19 protein-coding genes are annotated in these 19,194 nt (G+C 70.8%); 12 read left to right on the forward strand and 7 right to left on the reverse strand.

Annotated elements, in window-relative coordinates; genetic code table 11:
- Positions 1–531 precede the first annotated feature (531 nt).
- Positions 532–1,449: a MurR/RpiR family transcriptional regulator gene (locus tag ACIP4Z_RS10700; protein WP_355347285.1), complete on the reverse strand. Its 918-nt coding sequence runs from the start codon at positions 1,447–1,449 to the stop codon at positions 532–534.
- 127 nt (positions 1,450–1,576) lie between these two features.
- On the opposite strand from ACIP4Z_RS10700, the gene ACIP4Z_RS10705 reads away from it, so the two are divergent.
- From ACIP4Z_RS10705 to ACIP4Z_RS10730, 6 genes are all read left to right on the forward strand, one after another.
- Positions 1,577–2,521, forward strand: coding sequence for a 1-aminocyclopropane-1-carboxylate deaminase/D-cysteine desulfhydrase (locus tag ACIP4Z_RS10705; protein WP_401306467.1), 945 nt, complete (start codon positions 1,577–1,579; stop codon positions 2,519–2,521).
- On the forward strand, positions 2,518–3,252 hold the full coding sequence (locus ACIP4Z_RS10710; protein ID WP_401306470.1) for an AAA family ATPase: 735 nt from the start codon (positions 2,518–2,520) through the stop codon (positions 3,250–3,252). The genes ACIP4Z_RS10705 and ACIP4Z_RS10710 overlap by 4 nt, the downstream gene beginning before the upstream one ends.
- Positions 3,253–3,261: 9 nt before the next feature.
- The gene (locus ACIP4Z_RS10715; protein WP_401306472.1) at positions 3,262–3,828 is read left to right on the forward strand and encodes a GNAT family N-acetyltransferase; all 567 of its coding nucleotides are present in this window, start codon (positions 3,262–3,264) and stop codon (positions 3,826–3,828) included.
- Positions 3,829–4,024: 196 nt separating this feature from the next.
- On the forward strand, positions 4,025–4,438 hold the full coding sequence (locus tag ACIP4Z_RS10720) for an anti-sigma regulatory factor (RefSeq protein WP_188283433.1): 414 nt from the start codon (positions 4,025–4,027) through the stop codon (positions 4,436–4,438).
- A gap of 52 nt (positions 4,439–4,490) precedes the next feature.
- Positions 4,491–4,982 carry a PT domain-containing protein gene (locus ACIP4Z_RS10725; RefSeq protein ID WP_401306598.1) on the forward strand — a complete coding sequence of 164 codons (492 nt, stop codon included), beginning with the start codon at positions 4,491–4,493 and terminating at the stop codon, positions 4,980–4,982.
- Between the two features lie 35 nt (positions 4,983–5,017).
- On the forward strand, positions 5,018–5,695 hold the full coding sequence (locus ACIP4Z_RS10730) for an RNA polymerase sigma factor SigF (RefSeq protein WP_401306601.1): 678 nt from the start codon (positions 5,018–5,020) through the stop codon (positions 5,693–5,695).
- 116 nt (positions 5,696–5,811) lie between these two features.
- Here the strand turns inward: ACIP4Z_RS10730 and ACIP4Z_RS10735 are convergent, their stop codons facing one another.
- Positions 5,812–6,327 (reverse strand): hypothetical protein, encoded by a 516-nt coding sequence (locus tag ACIP4Z_RS10735; protein ID WP_391161609.1) that lies wholly within the window; start codon positions 6,325–6,327, stop codon positions 5,812–5,814.
- Positions 6,328–6,375: 48 nt separating this feature from the next.
- Between ACIP4Z_RS10735 and ACIP4Z_RS10740 the strand changes: the two genes are divergently transcribed.
- Together ACIP4Z_RS10740 and ACIP4Z_RS10745 are read left to right on the forward strand one after the other, a co-directional pair.
- The gene (locus ACIP4Z_RS10740; RefSeq protein WP_355347298.1) at positions 6,376–7,344 is read left to right on the forward strand and encodes a diacylglycerol kinase family protein; all 969 of its coding nucleotides are present in this window, start codon (positions 6,376–6,378) and stop codon (positions 7,342–7,344) included.
- Positions 7,345–7,663: 319 nt separating this feature from the next.
- Positions 7,664–7,921 carry a WhiB family transcriptional regulator gene (locus tag ACIP4Z_RS10745; RefSeq protein ID WP_031520293.1) on the forward strand — a complete coding sequence of 86 codons (258 nt, stop codon included), beginning with the start codon at positions 7,664–7,666 and terminating at the stop codon, positions 7,919–7,921.
- Positions 7,922–8,054: 133 nt separating this feature from the next.
- Here the strand turns inward: ACIP4Z_RS10745 and ACIP4Z_RS10750 are convergent, their stop codons facing one another.
- A complete protein-coding gene (locus ACIP4Z_RS10750; RefSeq protein ID WP_355347416.1) occupies positions 8,055–9,503 on the reverse strand; it encodes a histidine kinase N-terminal domain-containing protein in 1,449 nt (482 codons plus the stop codon).
- 809 nt (positions 9,504–10,312) lie between these two features.
- On the opposite strand from ACIP4Z_RS10750, the gene nagB reads away from it, so the two are divergent.
- Positions 10,313–11,098, forward strand: coding sequence for a glucosamine-6-phosphate deaminase (nagB, locus tag ACIP4Z_RS10755; RefSeq protein WP_391161610.1), 786 nt, complete (start codon positions 10,313–10,315; stop codon positions 11,096–11,098).
- An 84-nt stretch (positions 11,099–11,182) separates the two neighbouring features.
- On the opposite strand, the gene ACIP4Z_RS10760 is transcribed toward nagB, so the two are convergent.
- From ACIP4Z_RS10760 to ACIP4Z_RS10775, 4 genes are all read right to left on the reverse strand, one after another.
- On the reverse strand, positions 11,183–12,733 hold the full coding sequence (locus ACIP4Z_RS10760) for a glycoside hydrolase family 3 protein (RefSeq protein ID WP_401306479.1): 1,551 nt from the start codon (positions 12,731–12,733) through the stop codon (positions 11,183–11,185).
- On the reverse strand, positions 12,730–13,617 hold the full coding sequence (locus tag ACIP4Z_RS10765) for an ABC transporter permease subunit (protein ID WP_391044377.1): 888 nt from the start codon (positions 13,615–13,617) through the stop codon (positions 12,730–12,732). The genes ACIP4Z_RS10760 and ACIP4Z_RS10765 overlap by 4 nt, the downstream gene beginning before the upstream one ends.
- Complete coding sequence (locus ACIP4Z_RS10770) at positions 13,614–14,621, reverse strand: carbohydrate ABC transporter permease (protein ID WP_401306482.1); 1,008 nt, start codon at positions 14,619–14,621, stop codon at positions 13,614–13,616. The genes ACIP4Z_RS10765 and ACIP4Z_RS10770 overlap by 4 nt, the downstream gene beginning before the upstream one ends.
- A gap of 91 nt (positions 14,622–14,712) precedes the next feature.
- Positions 14,713–16,008 carry an extracellular solute-binding protein gene (locus tag ACIP4Z_RS10775; RefSeq protein ID WP_355347311.1) on the reverse strand — a complete coding sequence of 432 codons (1,296 nt, stop codon included), beginning with the start codon at positions 16,006–16,008 and terminating at the stop codon, positions 14,713–14,715.
- Between the two features lie 319 nt (positions 16,009–16,327).
- Between ACIP4Z_RS10775 and ACIP4Z_RS10780 the strand changes: the two genes are divergently transcribed.
- From ACIP4Z_RS10780 to mctP, 3 genes are all read left to right on the forward strand, one after another.
- A complete protein-coding gene (locus ACIP4Z_RS10780) occupies positions 16,328–17,104 on the forward strand; it encodes a GntR family transcriptional regulator (RefSeq protein WP_355347422.1) in 777 nt (258 codons plus the stop codon).
- Positions 17,105–17,222: 118 nt separating this feature from the next.
- Positions 17,223–17,498 (forward strand): DUF3311 domain-containing protein, encoded by a 276-nt coding sequence (locus ACIP4Z_RS10785; protein WP_391161612.1) that lies wholly within the window; start codon positions 17,223–17,225, stop codon positions 17,496–17,498.
- Positions 17,495–19,117: a monocarboxylate uptake permease MctP gene (mctP, locus tag ACIP4Z_RS10790; protein ID WP_355347317.1), complete on the forward strand. Its 1,623-nt coding sequence runs from the start codon at positions 17,495–17,497 to the stop codon at positions 19,115–19,117. The genes ACIP4Z_RS10785 and mctP overlap by 4 nt, the downstream gene beginning before the upstream one ends.
- Positions 19,118–19,194: the final 77 nt, after the last annotated feature.

Genomic DNA, 19,194 nt, shown 5'->3' on the forward strand with positions numbered 1-19,194 from the left:
TGCGCCACCCGCCCCCACCGGCCGGTGGTCCGGCCACCACCGAACTGCCCCGCCGGGGCCGGCGGTGATCTGCGGAAGCGCCGTGGCTTGTCGCGCAGTTCCCCGCGCCCCTCAAAGGATCGGCTCGCCCCCCGGACGAAAGACAGTGCGCCCCGTCAGGGGCGCGGGGAACTGCGCGAGCAACCCACCACCGGCGGGTGGTCCGGCGACCACCGGACTGGCCCGGCGGGGCGGGCGGTGACCTGCGGAAGCGTCGTGGCTGAGCGCGCAGTTCCCCGCGCCCCTCAAAAGATCGGCTCGCCCCCCAGACGAAAGACGGTGCGCCCCGCCAGGGGCGCGGGGAACTGCGCCACCAGCCCCCACCGGGCCGGTGGTCCGGCCACCACCGAACTGCCCCGCCGGGGCGCAAGCTTCCCCGTCCGGGCAAGCCGGGCTTTTCAGGGGCGCGGGGAACTGCGCGAGCAACCCACCACCGGCGGGTGGACCGGCGACCACCGGACTGGCCCGGCGGGGCGGGTGGCACCACCGGGGTCAGCCGGTGCGGTCGCCCTCCAGGGCGGCGTGTGTGACGCGCAGGGCGCGGCTGGATGTGTCGAAGGTGCGCTGGGCGACGCAGACGAAGAAGCAGTCGACAACGACCAGTTGGCTGATGCGGCTGGCCATGGCACCGGGACGGAACGTCGTCTCCCGGCCCGCCGAGACGAGAATGAAATCGGCGAGCCGGGCGGCGGTGGACAGCGGGTGGTTGGTGATCACCACGGTCGTGGCGCCCTCGGCGGCGGCGCGCCGCAACGGCGCGAGGACGTCACGGCTCTCGCCGGAGTGCGAGACGGCGAGGAAGACGTCCCCCGCCCCCAGGAGCACGGCGCTGGTGAGCGCCGACTGGGAGTCGCCGTGGGCGTGACAGGGCCGCCCGATACGCGCGAGCTTCTGCTGGAGGTCCTGGGCGACGAGGCCGGACGCCCCGACCCCGGCTATGTGGAGTTGCCCGCCGCCGCAGACGGCCTTGACGGCACCCGCGAGCTGCTCGGGATCGAGCTGCGTGGCGGTCTCCAGCACCGCCTGCGACTCGGTGTGCACGAGCTTGGCGATCACCTCGGCGGGCGAGTCGTCCTCGGTGATCCCGGAGGTCAGCGTGGAACGCGGCGCCTGCCGGGCGGCGGACGCGGCCAGCGCCAGCCGCAGCTCGGGGTACCCGGCGAAGCCCAGCGCCCGCGCGGTGCGGACGATCGACGACTCACTGGTGCCCGCCAGGGCGCTCAGCTCGGAGATCGTGCTGCGCGCGACCTGCGCCGGATCCTCCACGATCAGCGAGGCGATCCTGGCGGCGGCCGGGGTGAGCGAGGGCAGCAGCCCCCGCACCGTGGCGGTGAGCGCGTCACCGGCGTCACTGGCCGCAGTGACGCTGGCTGCTCTGGTGGCCGGTCGTCCCGGGACTTTTTCGTGCACGGGGAAAGAATGCACCGTGAATCCTCCGCGTGGGACCTGCCGGGAGGATTCTCTTGTGCCGCCAGGGGATCGTCGCGGCACCCGGCCGCCCCCGGCGAATGTCACACGTCCGGGTGACAATGTCGGCGTGACCCTACCGCCGCCCGCCGCCCCGGAATCCACCGGTTCCGGTGCCGCCGACCCGCTGGACGCCCGGCTGCCGTCGCCGCTCGTCGAGGTGGCGGACGAGCGCCTGGCCGCCCGCGGGGTGCGGCTCGCGCTCAAGCGGGACGACTTGATCCACCCCGACCTGCCGGGCAACAAATACCGCAAGCTGCGGCTGAATCTGGCCGCGGCGGCCGAGGCCGGGCACACCACGCTGCTCACCTTCGGCGGCGCCTACTCCAACCACCTGCGGGCGACGGCGGCGGCCGGTCGCCTGCTCGGTTTCCGCACCGTCGGCGTCGTGCGGGGCGACGAACTGGCCGACCGGCCGCTCAACCCCTCGCTGGCACGGGCCGCGGCCGACGGGATGCGACTGGAATTCGTCGACCGGGCCACGTACCGCCGCAAGGCCGAGCCCGAGACGCTGGCCGCGCTCACCGACCGGTTCGGGCCCGCCTATGTGCTGCCCGAGGGCGGCAGCAACGCGCTGGCGGCCGTCGGCGCCGCCGAGCTGGGGCGCGAGCTGGACGGCGAGGCCGACGTGGTGGCGGTCGCCGTCGGCACCGGCGGCACCCTGGCCGGGCTCGCGGCCGGGCTCGGCCGGGCGGAGGCGATCGGCTTCCCCGTCCTGCGCGGCGGCGGCTTCCTGGCCGCCGAGGTGCTGCGGCTCCAGGAGGAGGCGTTCGGCGGCCGACGCGGCCGGTGGCGCCTCGACGACCGCTTCCACCACGGCGGCTACGCCCGTACCACCCCCGAACTCGACGCCTTCGCCGCCGACTTCGCCGCCCGGCACGGACTGCGCCCCGAGCCGGTCTACGTGGCGAAGATGCTGCACGGCGTCCACTTTCTGGCCGAGGAGGGCGTCTTCCCGCCGGGCACCCGGGTGGCCGCGGTGATCACGGGCACCGACCCCGGAGGGACCGGATGATCATCGAGAGGGCGTACGCGCACATCCCCGCCGCCGAGGGCGACGACGAGTTCCGCGGGGACCGCTGGCCGTGGTCGGTCCCGGCCGTCGCCGGGCTGCTGCGCGACGGGCTGCGCTTCACCGCGCCCGTCACCTTCCTGGTCGGTGAGAACGGCTCGGGCAAGTCCACGCTGGTCGAGGCCATCGCCGAGGGCTTCGGCCTGGACCCGCACGGCGGCCGGGCGGGCTACCGCTACGTCTCGGACCGCCCCCGCTCCCCGCTCGGCCAGCGCATCCGCTTCGACACCACGGCGGCGGGCGGCCGGATGCTCGGCGGGCCGCGTACCGGCCGCCGCGGCTTCTTCCTGCGCGCCGAGACCGCGATGGACGCGCTCGGCCGCGAATTCCTGCCGGTGGAGTCCATGAGCCACGGCGAGGGCTTCCTGCTCGCCTTCCGGGAGCGCTTCAGCCACCCGGTGGGCCTGTACGTGCTGGACGAGCCGGAGTCCGCGCTGTCGTTCACGGCCTGTCTGCACCTGGTGGGCCTCATGCACGAGCTGGGCCGCTCCGGCGCGCAGATCATCTGCGCCACCCACTCCCCGCTGCTCACCGCGACCCCCGACGCGGCCATCCTGGAGGTGGGCGAGCGCGGTGTGCGCGAGACGGCCTGGGAGGACCTGGCGATCGTCGACCACTGGCGTCGCTATCTGGCCGACCCCCGCGCTTACCTGCGTCACATCATCGAGCCGTAACCTGGTGGCATGATCCGCACCGCGACCCCGGACGACGTCCCCGTGATCCACGCGCTGATCCGCGAACTCGCCGAGTACGAGCGGGCGCTGGAGGAGGCGCGGGCCACGCAGGAGCAGTTGCACGCGGCCCTGTTCGGCCCCGACGCGGTGGCGCACGCGCTGATCGCCGAGGAGCCCGCGAAGCCCGCGGCGGACGGTGCGGACGACGGCTCAAGCGAGGGCGAGGGCGAGGGCGCGGGCTCGGACTCGGGCGCGGGCGCGGGCACCGTGGTCGGTTTCGCGCTGTGGTTCCGGAACTTCTCCACCTGGACCGGCACCCCCGGCCTCTACCTGGAGGATCTGTACGTACGCCCGCAGGCGCGCGGCGGCGGGCACGGCAAGGCGCTGCTGGCCGCGCTCGCGGCGGTCTGCGTGGAGCGCGGCTACGAGCGCTTCGAGTGGGCGGTCCTCGACTGGAACGAGAAGGCGCTGGGCGTCTACCGCTCCATCGGCGCCCGCCCGCAGGACGAGTGGACCGTACAGCGGCTTTCCGGCCCGGCGCTGGCCGAACTGGCCGCGCTGGCGCACGCTCGGTGAACCGGGCGGATTCTCATGCGAATTGAGTCGGCAGACCACTACCCACGGTCCGTGCTCGTGCGCTTACCATGGGTGACAGAGATACGGATACCGTACCGTTCCCCTACCGTGCGCCGTCCGGGCGACAGCGGGGTACGGATCGCGATAGCGTCGCTGCGAACCAGAGCAATCACTGTGTGCCACCGTGGAGGTGAGGGTGTCCCAGATCGCAGGCGAGCCCGGGTCGAAGGACTTCGTCGAGGTCCGGCTGCCCGCGGCGGGAGCCTATCTGTCAGTGCTGCGCACGGCCACGGCCGGACTCGCGGCACGGCTGGACTTCACCCTCGACGAGATCGAGGATCTGCGGATCGCCGTGGACGAGGCGTGCGCGATCCTGTTGCAGCAAGCCGTCCCCGGGTCCGTGCTGAGCTGTGTCTTCCGGCTCGTCGGGGACTCGCTGTGGGTGACCGTCTCCGCGCCCACCACCGACGGCAGGGCGCCGGAGCGGGACACCTTCGCGTGGACGGTGCTGTCGGCACTGGCCGGCGAGGTGGACTCCACCGTCGCCGAGGACAAGACCGTCAGCATCAGCCTCCACAAGAAGCGCGGCGCCGGTCCAGGGCTGTCGTGACTCTCGCGTGCGGGAAGACGGGGAATCGCCATGAGCGCTGAGCTATCCCGGGGTGAAGACCCCGGCACGCCCGCGGGCCACGACGAGGCGCACGACGCGCGTCAGTCGCCCGCGGTGCACGGCCGCGCCTCCGTACCGGCCCAACCCGATCCCGCGGGGCCGGCCGGGCGGCGGCACACGGCCAGGCAGCACCCCGAACCCGGCGGGGAGACCCGCACGGACGACCGTATGGACGGAATGGACGCGGCGCAGCAGGCGGAGCAGGCGGACCCCATGGAGCAGCAGGACCAGCGCGAGCAGCCGGAGCGGCCCGGACAGCCCGAGCCGCCCGAGCGACGGGACGCGCCGCCGGAGCAGCAGGCGGAGCCGGCCGGGCCCCCGTCCGCGCGCCAGGAGGCGGAGCCCCGGTCCGACGGGGAAGCCGACCAGGAGCCCGACCGGGGCTCCGACCGCGAGTCCGACCGGGAAGCCGACCGCGAGGAGCAGCGGGAGGCGCACGACCCGCACGACCGGGCGGGCGCCCGCGCCCTCTTCGTCGAGCTGAGCAAGCTGCCCGAGGGCTCCAACGAGCGCGCGGAGCTGCGCAATCAGCTCGTACGGATGCATCTGCCGCTGGTCGAGCACCTGGCCCGGCGGTTCCGCAACCGCGGTGAGCCGCTGGACGACCTGACGCAGGTGGCCACGATCGGGCTGATCAAGTCCGTCGACCGGTTCGACGTGGACCGCGGCGTGGAGTTCTCGACGTACGCGACCCCCACCGTGGTCGGCGAGATCAAACGTCACTTCAGGGACAAGGGCTGGGCGGTACGGGTGCCGCGCCGCCTCCAGGAGCTGCGGCTGGCGCTGACCACCGCGACCGGTGAGCTGTCCCAGCGGCACGGGCGGGCGCCGACGGTGCACGAGCTGGCCGAGCACCTGAAGATCTCCGAGGAGGAGGTGCTGGAGGGCCTGGAGTCCGCCAACGCCTACAGCACGCTCTCCCTGGACGTCCCGGACACCGACGACGAGTCGCCCGCCGTCGCCGACACCCTCGGCTCCGAGGACGAGGCGCTGGAGGGCGTGGAGTACCGCGAGTCCCTCAAGCCGCTGCTGGAACAGCTCCCGCCGCGTGAGAAGACGATTCTGCTGCTGCGGTTCTTCGGCAACATGACCCAGTCGCAGATCGCCCAGGAGGTCGGCATCTCGCAGATGCACGTCTCGCGTCTGCTGGCCCGCACGCTGGCCCAGCTCCGGGACAAGCTGCTGATCGAGGAGTAGCCCTCGCCGGGCGGGCGGCCGGCCATCAGGCCCGCCCGGGCGACCGGGACCCGCACGCCCGCGAGAGACCGGCCGCGGACCGCCGGGGCGCGCGGTCCGTCAAGACGCGCGGTCCGTCAGGACGACGTCCGGCTCATTCCCAGGGCGTCCGTGGTGGCCGGGTGGGCCAGGAGGACGAGGCAGGTCAGGGCGAGGGCGCCCAGGACCGCGCCGCCCGCGACGAAGCCGCCGCCGTCGCTGTGCAGCAGCGTCCAGGCGATCGGCAGCGACAGGAGCTGGATGATCAGCGCGGGCCCGCGGCTCCACCGGCGGGCCTTGCGCAGCCCGTACGCGGCGCCGAGCGGGAAGCCCGCGAGGACGAGGACGAGCAGCCCGGCGAGCACGGCCTTGCCCGAGCCGCCGAAGAACATCGTGACGCCCCAGGCGACCACGGCCAGGCCCTCCACGGCGGCGACGGCGGCAGCGGCGGTCAGCCGCAGCGGCGGCGGTCCCGCGTCGGCGGCGGCCTTCGCGGCGGCGGCTGCCTCCCGCTCGCGCTCGGTGGGCTGTTCGCGCATCGGCGGCACGAACTTCTGCATCTTCTCCGCCACCCGCTGAGGCGGCTTCCGCGTCTTCTTCGAGGGCTGGCTCACACCGGCCAGCGTAGCCCGCTGTACCAGACGGTAGGTACGCTGTCGACCATGCGCGCTCTCCTCGTGGTCAACCCTGCCGCCACCACCACCAGCGCGCGGGTGCGTGATGTGATCAGTACCGCACTGGCGAGCGACCTCAAGCTGGACGTCGCGACGACCGAGTACCGCGGGCACGCGCGGGACCTCGCGCGGCGGGCCGCGGAAGGCGGCGAGGTGGGCCTGGTGGTCGCCCTCGGCGGCGACGGCACGGTCAACGAGGTGGTGAACGGGCTGCTGCACCACGGCCCCGACCCGGAGGCGCTGCCGCAGCTCGCGGTGGTGCCCGGCGGGTCCACCAATGTCTTCGCGCGGGCGCTCGGGCTGCCCAACGACGCCGTGGAGGCGACCGGCGCGCTGCTGGACGCGATGCGCGAGGGGTCCTCGCGGACGGTGGGGCTCGGTCTGGTGAGCGGGACGCCGGGCACCGAGGACGAAGGGGTGCCGCCGCGCTGGTTCACCTTCTGCGCGGGTCTGGGGTTCGACGCCGGGGTGGTCGGACGGGTCGAACAGCAGCGGGAGTTGGGCAAGCGCTCCACGCACGCGCTGTATTTGCGCCAGGTCGCACGTCAGTTTCTGGCCGATCCGCACCGCAGGCACGGCACGATCTCGTTGCAACGCCCGGACGGCGAACCGGTGTCGGGGCTCGCGATGGCGATAATCTGCAACACCTCGCCGTGGACCTATCTCGGGAACAGACCGGTGTACGCCTCCCCCGGCGCGTCCTTCGACACCGCCCTCGATCTGCTGGGCGTGACAAAGATGTCCATGGCCTCTGCCACGCGTTACTCGGCGCAATTGCTCCGTTCCACTCCGGAGCGGGGGCCGCGCGGGAAGAACGCGCTGGCGCTCCACGACCTGACCGACTTCACCTTGCAATCGCAGGCGGCATTGCCCTTCCAGGTGGACGGTGACCACCTGGGGCTGCGAACGAGCGCGACCTTCACAGGCGTACGCCGTGCACTGCGTGTGATTGTGTAAGTCGAAGAGCCTAAAGTCCTTTTACTCGAACGTTTAGACTGCCCTGCACCCCATGGAAGTACGGCTGTGACCGAGGCGACACCGAGGAATCCAAAAAAACTTCTCTGAAGGGGTTGTATCTCCAGCCGAGGTTTGCGAGTCTCTAGGTGGCGCTCGGGACGGTCTGACAACGACCCCCTTGAGAGCCCGAATCTTCTACCTCACTCAGCGGGACCAGCACCAGTGAAGACTGGGCGGCGTCCCGTTGCCTGCGTAGGGATTCGTGAAAGCGTTCACATTCACAAGCAACGTGCTTGTCACACAAGGAGTTGGAGCAGCCATGGACTGGCGTCACCGCGCCGTTTGCCGCGAGGAAGATCCCGAGCTCTTCTTCCCCATCGGCAACACCGGTCCTGCGCTGCTGCAGATCGAGGAAGCCAAGGCCGTCTGCCGCCGCTGCCCCGTCATGGAGCAGTGCCTGCAGTGGGCGCTGGAGAGTGGCCAGGACGCCGGTGTCTGGGGTGGCCTCAGCGAGGACGAGCGCCGCGCGATGAAGCGCCGCGCCGCTCGCAACCGGGCCCGCAACGCCAGCGCCTGACGCGCACTTACCGCTTCCCCCCGAGCCGCAGCGCGCAGCACCCACCAACACGCGCAGCACACAGCATCATGAAGGACCCCGACCTTCCAGGTCGGGGTCCTTTGCTGTGCCCTCACGGAGGAAGGGCGAACTCTCAGCTCTCCAGGGGCAGTTCGAGGACGACGCGGGTGCCGCGCGGCTCGGCGGGGACCATGTCGAAGGTGCCGCCCAGTTCGCCGACCACGAGGGTGCGGACGATCTGGAGGCCGAGGTTGCCCGCTTCCTGGGCGTCGAAGCCGTCGGGCAGGCCCCGGCCGTCGTCCTGCACCGAGATGGTGATCCGCTCCCGGCCGCGGGTGGCGGTGACGTCCACCGTGCCCGACTCCCCCGGCCCGAAGCCGTGTTCGAGCGCGTTCTGGAGCAGTTCGGTCAGGACCATGGACAGCGGAGTGGCGATCTCGGCGGTCAGGATGCCGAACCGGCCGGTGCGGCGCGGGGTGACCCGGCCGGGTGAGATCTCCGCGACCATCGACAGCACGCGGTCGGCGATCTCGTCGAACTCGACCCGCTCGTCCAGGGTCTGGGAGAGCGTCTCGTGCACGATGGCGATCGACCCGACCCGGCGGACCGCCTCCTCCAGCGCCTCACGGGCGTTGTCGGAGTCCATCCGGCGGGCCTGGAGGCGCAGCAGCGCGGCGACCGTCTGGAGGTTGTTCTTCACCCGGTGGTGGATCTCCCGGATGGTGGCGTCCTTGGTCATCAACTCGCGCTCGCGGCGGCGCAGTTCCGTCACGTCCCGCAGCAGCACCAGCGAACCGGTGTGGACGCCCTTGGGCTTGAGCGGGATCGCGCGCAGCTGGATGACGCCGTCGCCGCCCTCGACCTCGAATTCGCGCGGCGCCCAGCCGCTGGCGAGCTTCACCAGCGCCTCGTCCACCGGGCCGCGGGCCGGGGCCAGTTCCGCGGTGGCCTTGCCCAGGTGGTGGCCGACCAGGTCGGCCGCCAGGCCCAGCCGGTGGTACGCCGACAGCGCGTTGGGGCTGGCGTACTGCACGAGCCCGTCCGCGTCCAGCCTGATCAGGCCGTCACCGGCGCGCGGTGAGGCGTCCATGTCGACCTGCTCGGCCGGGAACGGGAAGGCGCCCTGGGCGATCATCTGGGCCAGGTCGCTGGCGCTCTGCAAGTAGGTGAGTTCGAGGCGGCTGGGGGTGCGTACGGTCAGCAGGTTGGTGTTGCGCGCGATCACCCCGAGGACCCGGCCGTCGCGGCGCACCGGGATCGACTCGACCCGTACCGGCACCTCCTCGCGCCACTCCGGGTCGCCCTCGCGGACGATACGGCCCTCGTCGAGCGCCATGTCCAGCAGCGGACGCCGCCCGCGCGGCACCAGGTGGCCGACCATGTCGTCCTGGTACGAGGTCGGCCCGGTGTTCGGCCGCATCTGCGCGACGGACACATACCGGGTGCCGTCGCGGGTGGGGACCCACAGCACGAGATCGGCGAAGGACAGGTCGGAGAGCAGCTGCCACTCCGAGACGAGCAGATGAAGCCATTCGAGGTCGGAGTCGTCGAGGGCAGTGTGCTCGCGTACGAGGTCGTTCATGGAGGGCACGCCTGTGAGCGTACCGGCCGGGGAGGGGGGTGCGGGACGAGCCGTTTTCGGAGATGATTTCGCTGGAGGGTGCATCGACCCGCCGGGGGCCTGGCGAGGAAGCGTCGCCGGGAACCGTAGACAAGGCCGAATGGTCTAGTCCACAATGAAGCGTGACACCACGCGTGGCGCGTACCGCGCGTCGAACGTGACACCTCGTGTGTCGCGTACACGCGTGGCATCAGACCTCCGTCCTCCCCGCACAGGAGGACGGACCGAGGCAAGGCGTTCTCTGCCCTGACTACGCCCTGACCTCAAGGTCGGCCCATCGCGCCGGGGGGAACCGCACACCCCGCCGGCCAGGCGCCGACGGCTGCTCCGGGCTGCGGTGCCGGCGGGGTTGAGGGTCCCCGCTGCGCACCGCGGCCCGTGGGTTTTTTCGGGGGGCTCTTTTGTGGGCGGGGGGCTCTTTTGTGGGGGCGCCGTGGGGTGGGAGCCGTCTTTTGTGGGGGCGCCGTAATTCCCTTTTTATTGCCGCCTTCTCGCCTCCGGGCGCTTAAGCCCGGTGTCGACAGTCGATCGTGCTCGTTCGCTCGTTCCTCGCTCTCTGTGCGCGTTCTCCCTTTCAACACCGGCGCGCCCTTCGGCTCGCTGGCTACCGGCGCACCCACCTCGCGCACACGTGGCCCAGGGGCTCAGCGCCACGCGCAGCCGCACCCGAGCGGTGGCGGGCAGAGGTGCCCCGGCGCAGCGCCGACGGGGCCCTGCTCTGCTAGATTGGTCTATACCACACAAGTCCCCTCCAGAACGGCAGGCCCAGCGTGGAAGTTGTCATCGTCCCGGACGCCGCGGCAGGCGGCGAGCTGATCGCGGAGGCCATGGCCGCGCTGCTGCGCCGCAAGCCGGACGCTCTGCTCGGCGTGGCCACCGGATCCACCCCGCTGCCCATCTACGAGGCGCTGGCGGCGAAGGTCCGCTCGGGCGCCGTCGACGCGGCCCGTGCCCGCGTCTGCCAGCTCGACGAGTACGTCGGCCTGCCCACCGGCCACCCGGAGTCGTACCGCTCGGTCGTGCTGCGGGAGGTCGTGGAGCCGCTGGGGCTGTCGGAGGAGTCCTTCATGGGGCCCGACGGGGCCGCCGACGACGTGCAGGCCGCCTGCGAGGCGTACGACGCGGCGCTGGCCGCGGCCGGCGGCGTCGACCTCCAGCTCCTGGGGATCGGCACCGACGGGCACATCGGCTTCAACGAGCCCTGCTCGTCGCTCGCCTCCAGGACCCGGATCAAGACGCTCACCGAGCAGACCAGGGTCGACAACGCCCGCTTCTTCGACGGCGACATCGAGCAGGTGCCGCACCACGTGATCACGCAGGGCATCGGCACCATCCTGGAGGCCCGGCACCTGGTGCTGCTCGCCACCGGCGAGGGCAAGGCGGAGGCCGTCGCGCAGACCGTCGAGGGGCCCGTCGCCGCCGTCGTTCCCGCCTCGGCGCTCCAGCTCCACCCGCACGCCACCGTGGTCGTGGACGAGGCCGCAGCCTCCAAGCTGAAGCTGGCCCCGTACTTCCGCGCCACCTTCGCGGCCAAGCCCGCCTGGCAGGGCGTCTAGGGCCTGCCCGGCGGAACGCGACAGAGCGCCGGACGGACTGATCGCAGTCCGTCCGGCGCTCTGTCGTGTCAGACGGAGCCCGCGTCAGACGGAGCCCACGATGGCCTCGGCGGCGGCCGTGCCGCAGACGCGCGCCGCGCCGTGGGTGGCGATGTGGAGAGCGCCGGTGGCGGGCGCCTGGGGCACGCCCATCTCCACGACGACCGTGCCGGGGCGGCGGGAGACGACCGCCGCGAGCGCCTCGGACATCCAGCGGTGCCGGTGGGCGTCGCGGACGACGACGACGATCGTACGGTCGCCGGCCTCGTCGAGGAGTCCGGCGGCGAACGCCTCGGCGCCCAGCTCCTCCACCTCGCGGCCGGGGTAGGTGCCCGTGACCGTGCCCGGCAGGAGCCTGGCGAGGTCGGCGGCGATGCCCCAGGGGGTCACGTCGCCGACCGCGATGTTGGCGACCGGCGTGAGGGCGGCGACGTAGGGCGCCTCGGTGAGCGGGGTGAACTCGGCGCGGCGGGTGATCCGCAGGGCGCGGCGGGCCGCCTCCAGGCCGATGTCGGACTCCCCTGCCGGGGCGGCGGACGCGGTCCCCTCCGCTGCGGCCGCCCGCTCGGCGGCCCACACCTGGAGGTCGCGCACCCGGGCGGCGGCGTCGGCCAGCCGCTCGGCGGGGAGGTCGCCCTCGCGCACCGCGCGCACGATGGCGTCGCGGAGGCCGAGCACGGTCTGCTCGTCGGACAGGCCGCCGCCGACGCAGATCGCGTCGGCCCCGGCGGCCAGCGCCATGACGGTGCCGCGTTCGATGCCGTACGCGGCGGAGATGGCCTGCATCTCGATGCCGTCGGTGACGATGAGGCCGTCGTAGCCGAGGCCGCCCTGCTCGCGCGGGGCGCGCAGCAGGCCGGTGAGGACGGCGGAGCTGAGCGTGCCCGGCAGGTCGGGGTCGAGGGCCGGGACGAGGATGTGAGCGCTCATCACGGCCTTGGTGCCGGCGGCGACGGCCGCCTTGAACGGCACGAGTTCGCGGTCGCGCAGGGTGTCGAGGTCGACGTCGATGCGCGGCATCGCGTGGTGCGAGTCGACGCCGGTGTCGCCGTGGCCGGGGAAGTGCTTGACGCTGGTCGCCACGCCCGCCGACTGCATTCCCTCCACGTAGGCGGCGGTGTTGCGCGCGACCAGTTCGGGCTCGGCGCCGAAGGAGCGGACGCCGATGACCGGGTTGCCGGGGTCGGAGTTGACGTCGGCGGACGGCGCCCAGTTGAGGTTGACGCCGCACGCGGCGAGCCTGCGGCCGAGTTCGGCGGCGACGGCCCGGGTGAGCTTGACGTCGTCGACGGCGCCGAGCGCGAGGTTGCCGGGGAAGGAGGAGCCGCCGCGCGCTTCGAGCCGGGTGACGTCGCCGCCCTCCTCGTCGGCGGCCACGAGCACGTCGGGCCGTACCGCGCGCAACTGGGCGGTGAGCCGGGCGACTTGCTCGGGCGACTCGATGTTGCGGGAGAACAGCGCGACCGCGCCGAGCCCTTCGGCGAGCAGCCGCAGCACCCAGTCGGGGGCCTCGGTGCCGCGGAAGCCGGGCTGGAGGACGGTGAGGGCGTCGCGGGCCAGGACGTCCGCGGGCGTGTCGACGGTAATGACGGTCATCCCTTCACCGCGCCTGCGGTCAGGCCGGAGGCCACCTTGCGCTGGACGAACAGGAAGAAGATCACGACGGGCAGGGCGATCAGGATCGAGCCCGCCATGAGGGCCCCGTAGTCCGTGCCGCGCTGTCCGGTGAACTTCAGCAGCCAGATGCTCAACGTGTACTTGTCATTGTCCTGGAGAAGTACGTAGGCGAACAGGTACTCGTTCCAGGCGGTCATCAGCGCGTAGATCGACGCGGCGACCAGGCCGGGCGCGAGCAGCGGGAGGACGACGCGGCGGAACGCCTCCATCTGGCTGCACCCGTCGACCATCGCCGACTCCTCGAGCTCCTTGGGGATGTTGACGATGAAGCCGCGCAGCATCCATACGGCGAAGGGCAGGGTGCTCGCCGCGTAGACGACGATGACGCCCCAGTACTGGTTGAGGCCGCCCATCTTGTTGAGCTGGATGTAGATCGGGATCAGCATCGAGGTGGCCGGGATGAGCTGGATCACCAGCAGCGCGATGACCAGGCCGCGGCGGCCCCAGAACTTGAACCGGCCGATGGCGTACGCCGCGAGCAGGCCGATGCCGATGGCGATCACGACGCTGCACGCCGAGATGATCACGCTGCTCTTGACGTTGTCCCAGAAGTTGGGCATGTCCATCGCGCGCTTGAACTGGTTGAACGTGACGGAGCTGGGATAGAGCTTCTGGTGGTAGCTGAGGATCTCCTGGCTCGGGCGGAGCGCGGTGATGACCATCCAGTACACCGGGAAGCCCATGATCACGGTGACGATCAGGCCGAGCACGTTCCAGCCGTTGCGCTTCTTCTTCGGAGTGCGGTAGACGACTCCGGCCGTGGGGCCCTGGGTCGCGGGGCCGCTCTTGACAGCGGTGCTCACTCGACCTCTCCGATCTTCAGAAGCTGGCGCAGGTAGTAAACGGCGACACCCGACAGCAGCAGGACGGAGACCACGGAGATGGCCGCGCCCCGGCTGAAGGAGTTGGAGATGAACGCCTGGGTGTACGCGTACAGGCCGAGCGTCTGGTAGTCCTGCTCGGGCTGGCCGCCGCGCATCAGCAGGATCTGGCCGAGCACGCCGAAGTCCCAGATCACCGACAGGGTGCTGGTCATCACGAAAACCGGCTTGATGATCGGGAAGGTGACGTAGCGGAAGATGCCGAAGCCCTTGGCGCCGTCGATCCGCGCGGCCTCCTCCAGTTCCTTGGGGACCTGGGTGAGCGCCGCGTGCAGGCTGATGGCGATGAAGGGGATGGCGCCCCAGACGACCAGGACGGCGATGATCGCCATGCCGGTGGTCGGGTTGAGGAACCAGTTGTGCCGGGTGTAGTCGACGCCGGGCAGCCGGGTGAGGAGCTGGTTCACCAGGCCGTAGTCGGAGTCGAACATGAACTTGAAGACCGAGGTGGCGACCAGCAGCGGCATCGCCCACACGGCGATCATCACGCTGCTCATGGTGACCCGGACCCAGTTGGAGACCCGCTGCATCAGCAGCGCGATCAGCAGGCCGAGCGACATGGTGGCGACGACGCAGACGACGACGAAGACCACGGTGCGCAGCACCACGGCCCAGAACTCGCTGTCGCCGAGGATCGAGCTGTACTGGTCGAAGCCGACCCAGGGCGCCGCGACGCCGTTCCAGAGGTTGTTGCGGCGCTCGTCCTGGAAGGACAGCACGATGGTGTCGACGAGCGGGTAGCCCAGCACGCCGATCATGATCAGCAGCGCCGGAGCGATCAGCAGATACGGCAGCGATCTGCTCTGCCGGTTGCGCCCGGCGGCGCGGCCCGCTGTCGTGGCGGCCGGACCGGTCGAGCGCGGCGGCGGGATCTGCGGGCGGCCCCCCGTCACCGGCTCGGTGGCATGCGTGTCGGCGGCACTCATCCGCTCTGACCTTTCTTCGGTGTCCATGCCGGGATACCGGGGCGGGCGGCCCGCGACCGCGGACCGCCCTCCCCTGGTGACGACCGCCGTGTCAGGAGGCGGTGTTGATCAGCGAGTTGATCTTGTCGTCGGCGGCCTTGGTGGCGTCGGCGACGGACTTGCCCTTGAGGATGTCGAGCAGCATCGACTTGAGGATGCCCTGCTTCTCGATCGCGGCCCAGCCCGGTGCGATCGGCGTGAACCAGGCGTCCGGCACGGCGTTGGCCGCGGCGGCGGTGGCCGGGTCGGCCTTCATCGGCTCGAGCTGCTTGGTGTTGTTCGGCAGCGTCGCCTTGGTGACCAGCGCGGCTTCGTTCTTCTCGTCGGTGAAGTCCGCGATCCACTCCTTGGCGAGGTCCTTCACCTTGGACTTGTTGACCACGGCGAGGTCGGAGCCGCCGATGAAGGAGGGCAGCGCCTTGCCGTTCGGGCCGGGCATCGTGGCCGTCTTGATGACGTCCTTGAGCTTGGCGTTGCCGTTCGGCGGCGTGATGACCGAGCCGGACTCCCAGCCGTTGCCGTAGATGACGCCGGCCTTCTCGTGGGCCATGACGTTGGCGTGGTCCGCCTCGTCCTTGGTCTGGTCGCCGTGGTTGTACTTCTTCACCAGGTCGATGAAGTGCTGGATGCCCTGCTGCGCCTGCGGGCTCTCCAGGTCGGCGGTCCACTTGCTGCCGTCGGTCTTGGCGATCTGGCCGCCGTACGCCTTCACGTACGACATGGCCGCGTACCAGTACTGGCCGGGGAGGTAGAGCGGCGAGTACGTCTTGTCGCCGCCCTTCTTCGCCTCGATCTTGTCCAGGGCGGCGGTCAGCTCGTCCTCGGTGGCGGGGAAGGCGTCGGAGCCCGTACCGGCCTTGAAGTCGGCGGTGTTGTAGATCGCGACGCGGGCACCGGCGTAGTAGGGCGCGCAGTAGAGCTTGCCCTGGTAGGTGCAGGTGTCCTCGAGGCCCTTGATCCAGGTGTCCGAGTTCTGGAAGGTCTTCTTGTCCAGCTCGGCGAGAGCGCCGTTGAGGATGTACGTCTGGGTCTCGGTGTTGCCCAGCTCGACCACGTCGGGGGCGCTGGAACCGGAGAGCGCGGCGTCCAGCTTCTGGACCTTGTCGCTCCACTGCTGGTACTGGATCTTGACGTTGACCTTCGGGTACTTCGCCTTGAACTGGGCGGTGGTGTTCTGTACCAGCTCGGGCCAGGCGGTCTGCGCCTCGGCCATCAGCCAGACGGTCACCGTGCCGGTCTGGTCGGCCGGCTTCTCAGCGGCCTTGTCGTCCTTCTTGTCCGACCCACAGGCCGCAATACCAGCAATCATGGTCGCGACGCCGATCGCCGCGATGAGCTTGCGCTTCACGCCACCCTCCTCAGGATGCCCGAAACTCCCCCCACCACCCGAAATGTCGGCTACCGCGAGACACGTGTGCAGCCGCGTCCTGCTCGTGGGTCTGGGATTTGGTCGTTAATGGTTTAGACCAGTACCCGGAGCTTGGCCTAGACCTTTGGGGGTGTCAAGGGTGTATAAGAACCCATGTCGGCTCTGTTATCGGACCGACACCTGAGCGGGAAGCGACCACTACCGCCTCCCCGCTCCAGGTCAGGCCGTGCCACGATGTGAGCCGCATATAACGGAGGAGCCGGTGACGGCAGCACGACAGCAGTCGGGAGTAGACGTCATGGACAGCGACGCGGGCAGTGGCGCGGAGAGTACGGCGGGGACCGCGAGCACCGCGGGCCGTACCGCACGCGTGCCCAAGTACTACCGGCTCAAGCGGCATCTTCTGGACATCACCCAGACCATGCCCCCCGGCACGCCCGTACCGCCGGAGCGCACGCTGGCCACCGAGTTCGACACCTCGCGCACCACGGTCCGCCAGGCGCTCCAGGAACTCGTGGTCGAGGGCCGGCTCGAACGCATCCAGGGCAAAGGCACCTTCGTCGCCAAGCCGAAGGTCTCCCAGGCGCTCCAACTGACCTCGTACACCGAGGACATGCGCGCCCAGGGTCTCGAACCCACGTCCCAGCTCCTGGACATCGGCTACATCACCGCCGACGACCGGCTCGCCGGGCTGCTCGACATGAAGGCCGGCGGCCGGGTGCTGCGGATCGAGCGGCTGCGGCTGGCCAACAGCGAGCCGATGGCGATCGAGACGACGCACCTGTCGGCCAAGCGCTTCCCCGCGCTGCGCCGCAGCCTCGCCAAGTACACCTCCCTGTACACGGCGTTGGCCGAGGTCTACGACGTGCGGCTGGCCGAGGCGGAGGAGACCATCGAGACCTCGCTGGCCACCCCGCGCGAGGCCGGACTGCTCGGCACCGACGTCGGCCTGCCGATGCTGATGCTCTCCCGGCACTCGATCGACACCGTCGGCGAACCGGTCGAGTGGGTGCGCTCGGTCTACCGCGGCGACCGCTACAAGTTCGTGGCACGACTGAGCCGCCCCACCGACTGAGACCGCCGGTTTGACTTCTCACGAGTGAGATCGCCGCACACATGGTGACGTGCGCTACTCCCCTCCCCTAGATTCCCGCGAGTCACACTCGTAGCTCTAGGGGACGGGAGCCGCACGTATGCCCGACGACCTATCACTTGAGGAACACCCCGCACCGCCGCGGCGGCCGGTGGTCACCGCGTCGCGCGTGATCGCCGGGATATGCCTGGTCGCGCCCTTCGTGGCGCTGCTCTGGGTCAGCTCGTACTCGCGGCTCACCCCGAGGTTCATCGGCATCCCGTTCTTCTACTGGTACCAGATGGCGTGGGTGCCGGCGGCGGCGCTGCTGACGTACACCGCGTACGTCCTGGTGCGCCGCGAGGAGCGGGCGCGCAAGGGGGGTGCGGCCAAGTGACGAACGACGTGAACGGCGTGGCGCTCGGCGTCTGCGTCTTCTTCTTCCTCCTGGTCACGGTGATGGGCTTCCTCGCCGCCCGCTGGCGACGCGCGGAGAACGCCCTGCACCTGGACGAATGGGGCCTGGGCGGCCGGAGTTTCGGTACCTGGGTGACCTGGTTCCTGCTCGGCGGCGACCTCTACACCGCGTACACCTTCGTCGCCGTGCCCGCCGCGATCTACTCCGCGGGCGCCGCCGGATTCTTCGCGGTCCCGTACACGATCATCACCTACCCGCTGGTGTTCCTCTTCCTGCCGCGGCTGTGGTCGGTCTCGCACAAGCACGGGTACGTGACCTCGTCGGACTTCATCCGCGGCCGGTTCGGTTCGAAGAGCCTGTCGGTCGCGATGGCGCTCACCGGGATCGTCGCGACCATGCCGTACATCGCGCTCCAACTCGTCGGCATCCAGGCCGTGCTGGACGTGATGGGCGTGGGCGGCGGCGACTCCACCAACTGGTTCGTCAAGGACCTGCCGCTGCTGATCGCCTTCGGTGTGCTGGCCGCGTACACGTACTCCTCCGGGCTGCGCGCGCCCGCGCTGATCGCCTTCGTCAAGGACGCGCTGATCTACATCGTCATCGTGGTCGCGATCATCTACATCCCGTACAAACTGGGCGGGTTCGGCGACATCTTCGACAAGGCGGACGCGGCCTACAAGGTGACCAACCCCGCCACCGGCAAGCCGCGCGGCTCACTGGTGTCGGCGCCGCAGGCCCAATGGGCGTACGCCACGCTCGCGATGGGCTCGGCGATGGCGCTCTTCCTGTACCCGCACTCGGTGACGGCCGTGCTCTCCGGCAAGAGCCGCAACACCATCCGCCGCAACACCACGATCCTGCCGCTGTATTCGCTGATGCTCGGCCTGCTGGCGATGCTCGGCTTCATGGCGCTGGCGGCGGGCGTCGGAAAGGGCGTCAAGGGCTACAACGCCCAACTGGCCATCCCCCAGCTCTTCGAGGACATGTTCCCCTCCTGGTTCGCCGGGGTGGCCTTCGCCGCCATCGCCATCGGCGCACTGGTCCCGGCGGCGATCATGTCGATCGCGGCGGCCAACCTGTTCACCCGCAACATCTACAAGGACCTGTTCAAACCGGACGCCACCCCCGCGCAGGAGACCAAGGTCTCCAAGGCCGCGTCCCTGGTGGTCAAGGTCGGCGCGCTCGTCTTCGTGCTGTCGATGGACAAGACGGTCGCGATCAACTTCCAGCTCCTGGGCGGCATCTGGATCCTCCAGACCGTCCCGGCCATCGTCGGCGGCCTGTTCACCCGCTGGTTCCACCGCTGGGCGCTGCTGGCCGGCTGGGCGGCGGGCATGGCGTACGGCACGTGGAAGGCGTACGAGCAGACCAGCGCCAGCCAGTCGCACTTCGGCGGCAACTCCGCGAAGATCCCCGGCATCGGCGAGCTCGGCTACATCGGCCTCACCGCCTTCGTCCTGAACGCGGCGGTCGCGGTCGTCCTCACCCTGGTCCTGCGCGCCCTCAAGGCCCCCGACGGCGTGGACGAGACGGCGAAGGGCGACTACGTGGTGGAGGCGGAGGAGGCGGCGAAGGAGGCGGTTCCCGCACCGGCATAGAGCGCGAGGGGGCGGGTCCCGGGGGCGCGAGGCCGCGTTGTGGTGTGCGGCCCGCGCCTTGGGGACCCGCGCCTTGG

This window comes from Streptomyces sp. NPDC088910 (assembly GCF_044749865.1).
GTDB lineage: Bacteria > Actinomycetota > Actinomycetes > Streptomycetales > Streptomycetaceae > Actinacidiphila.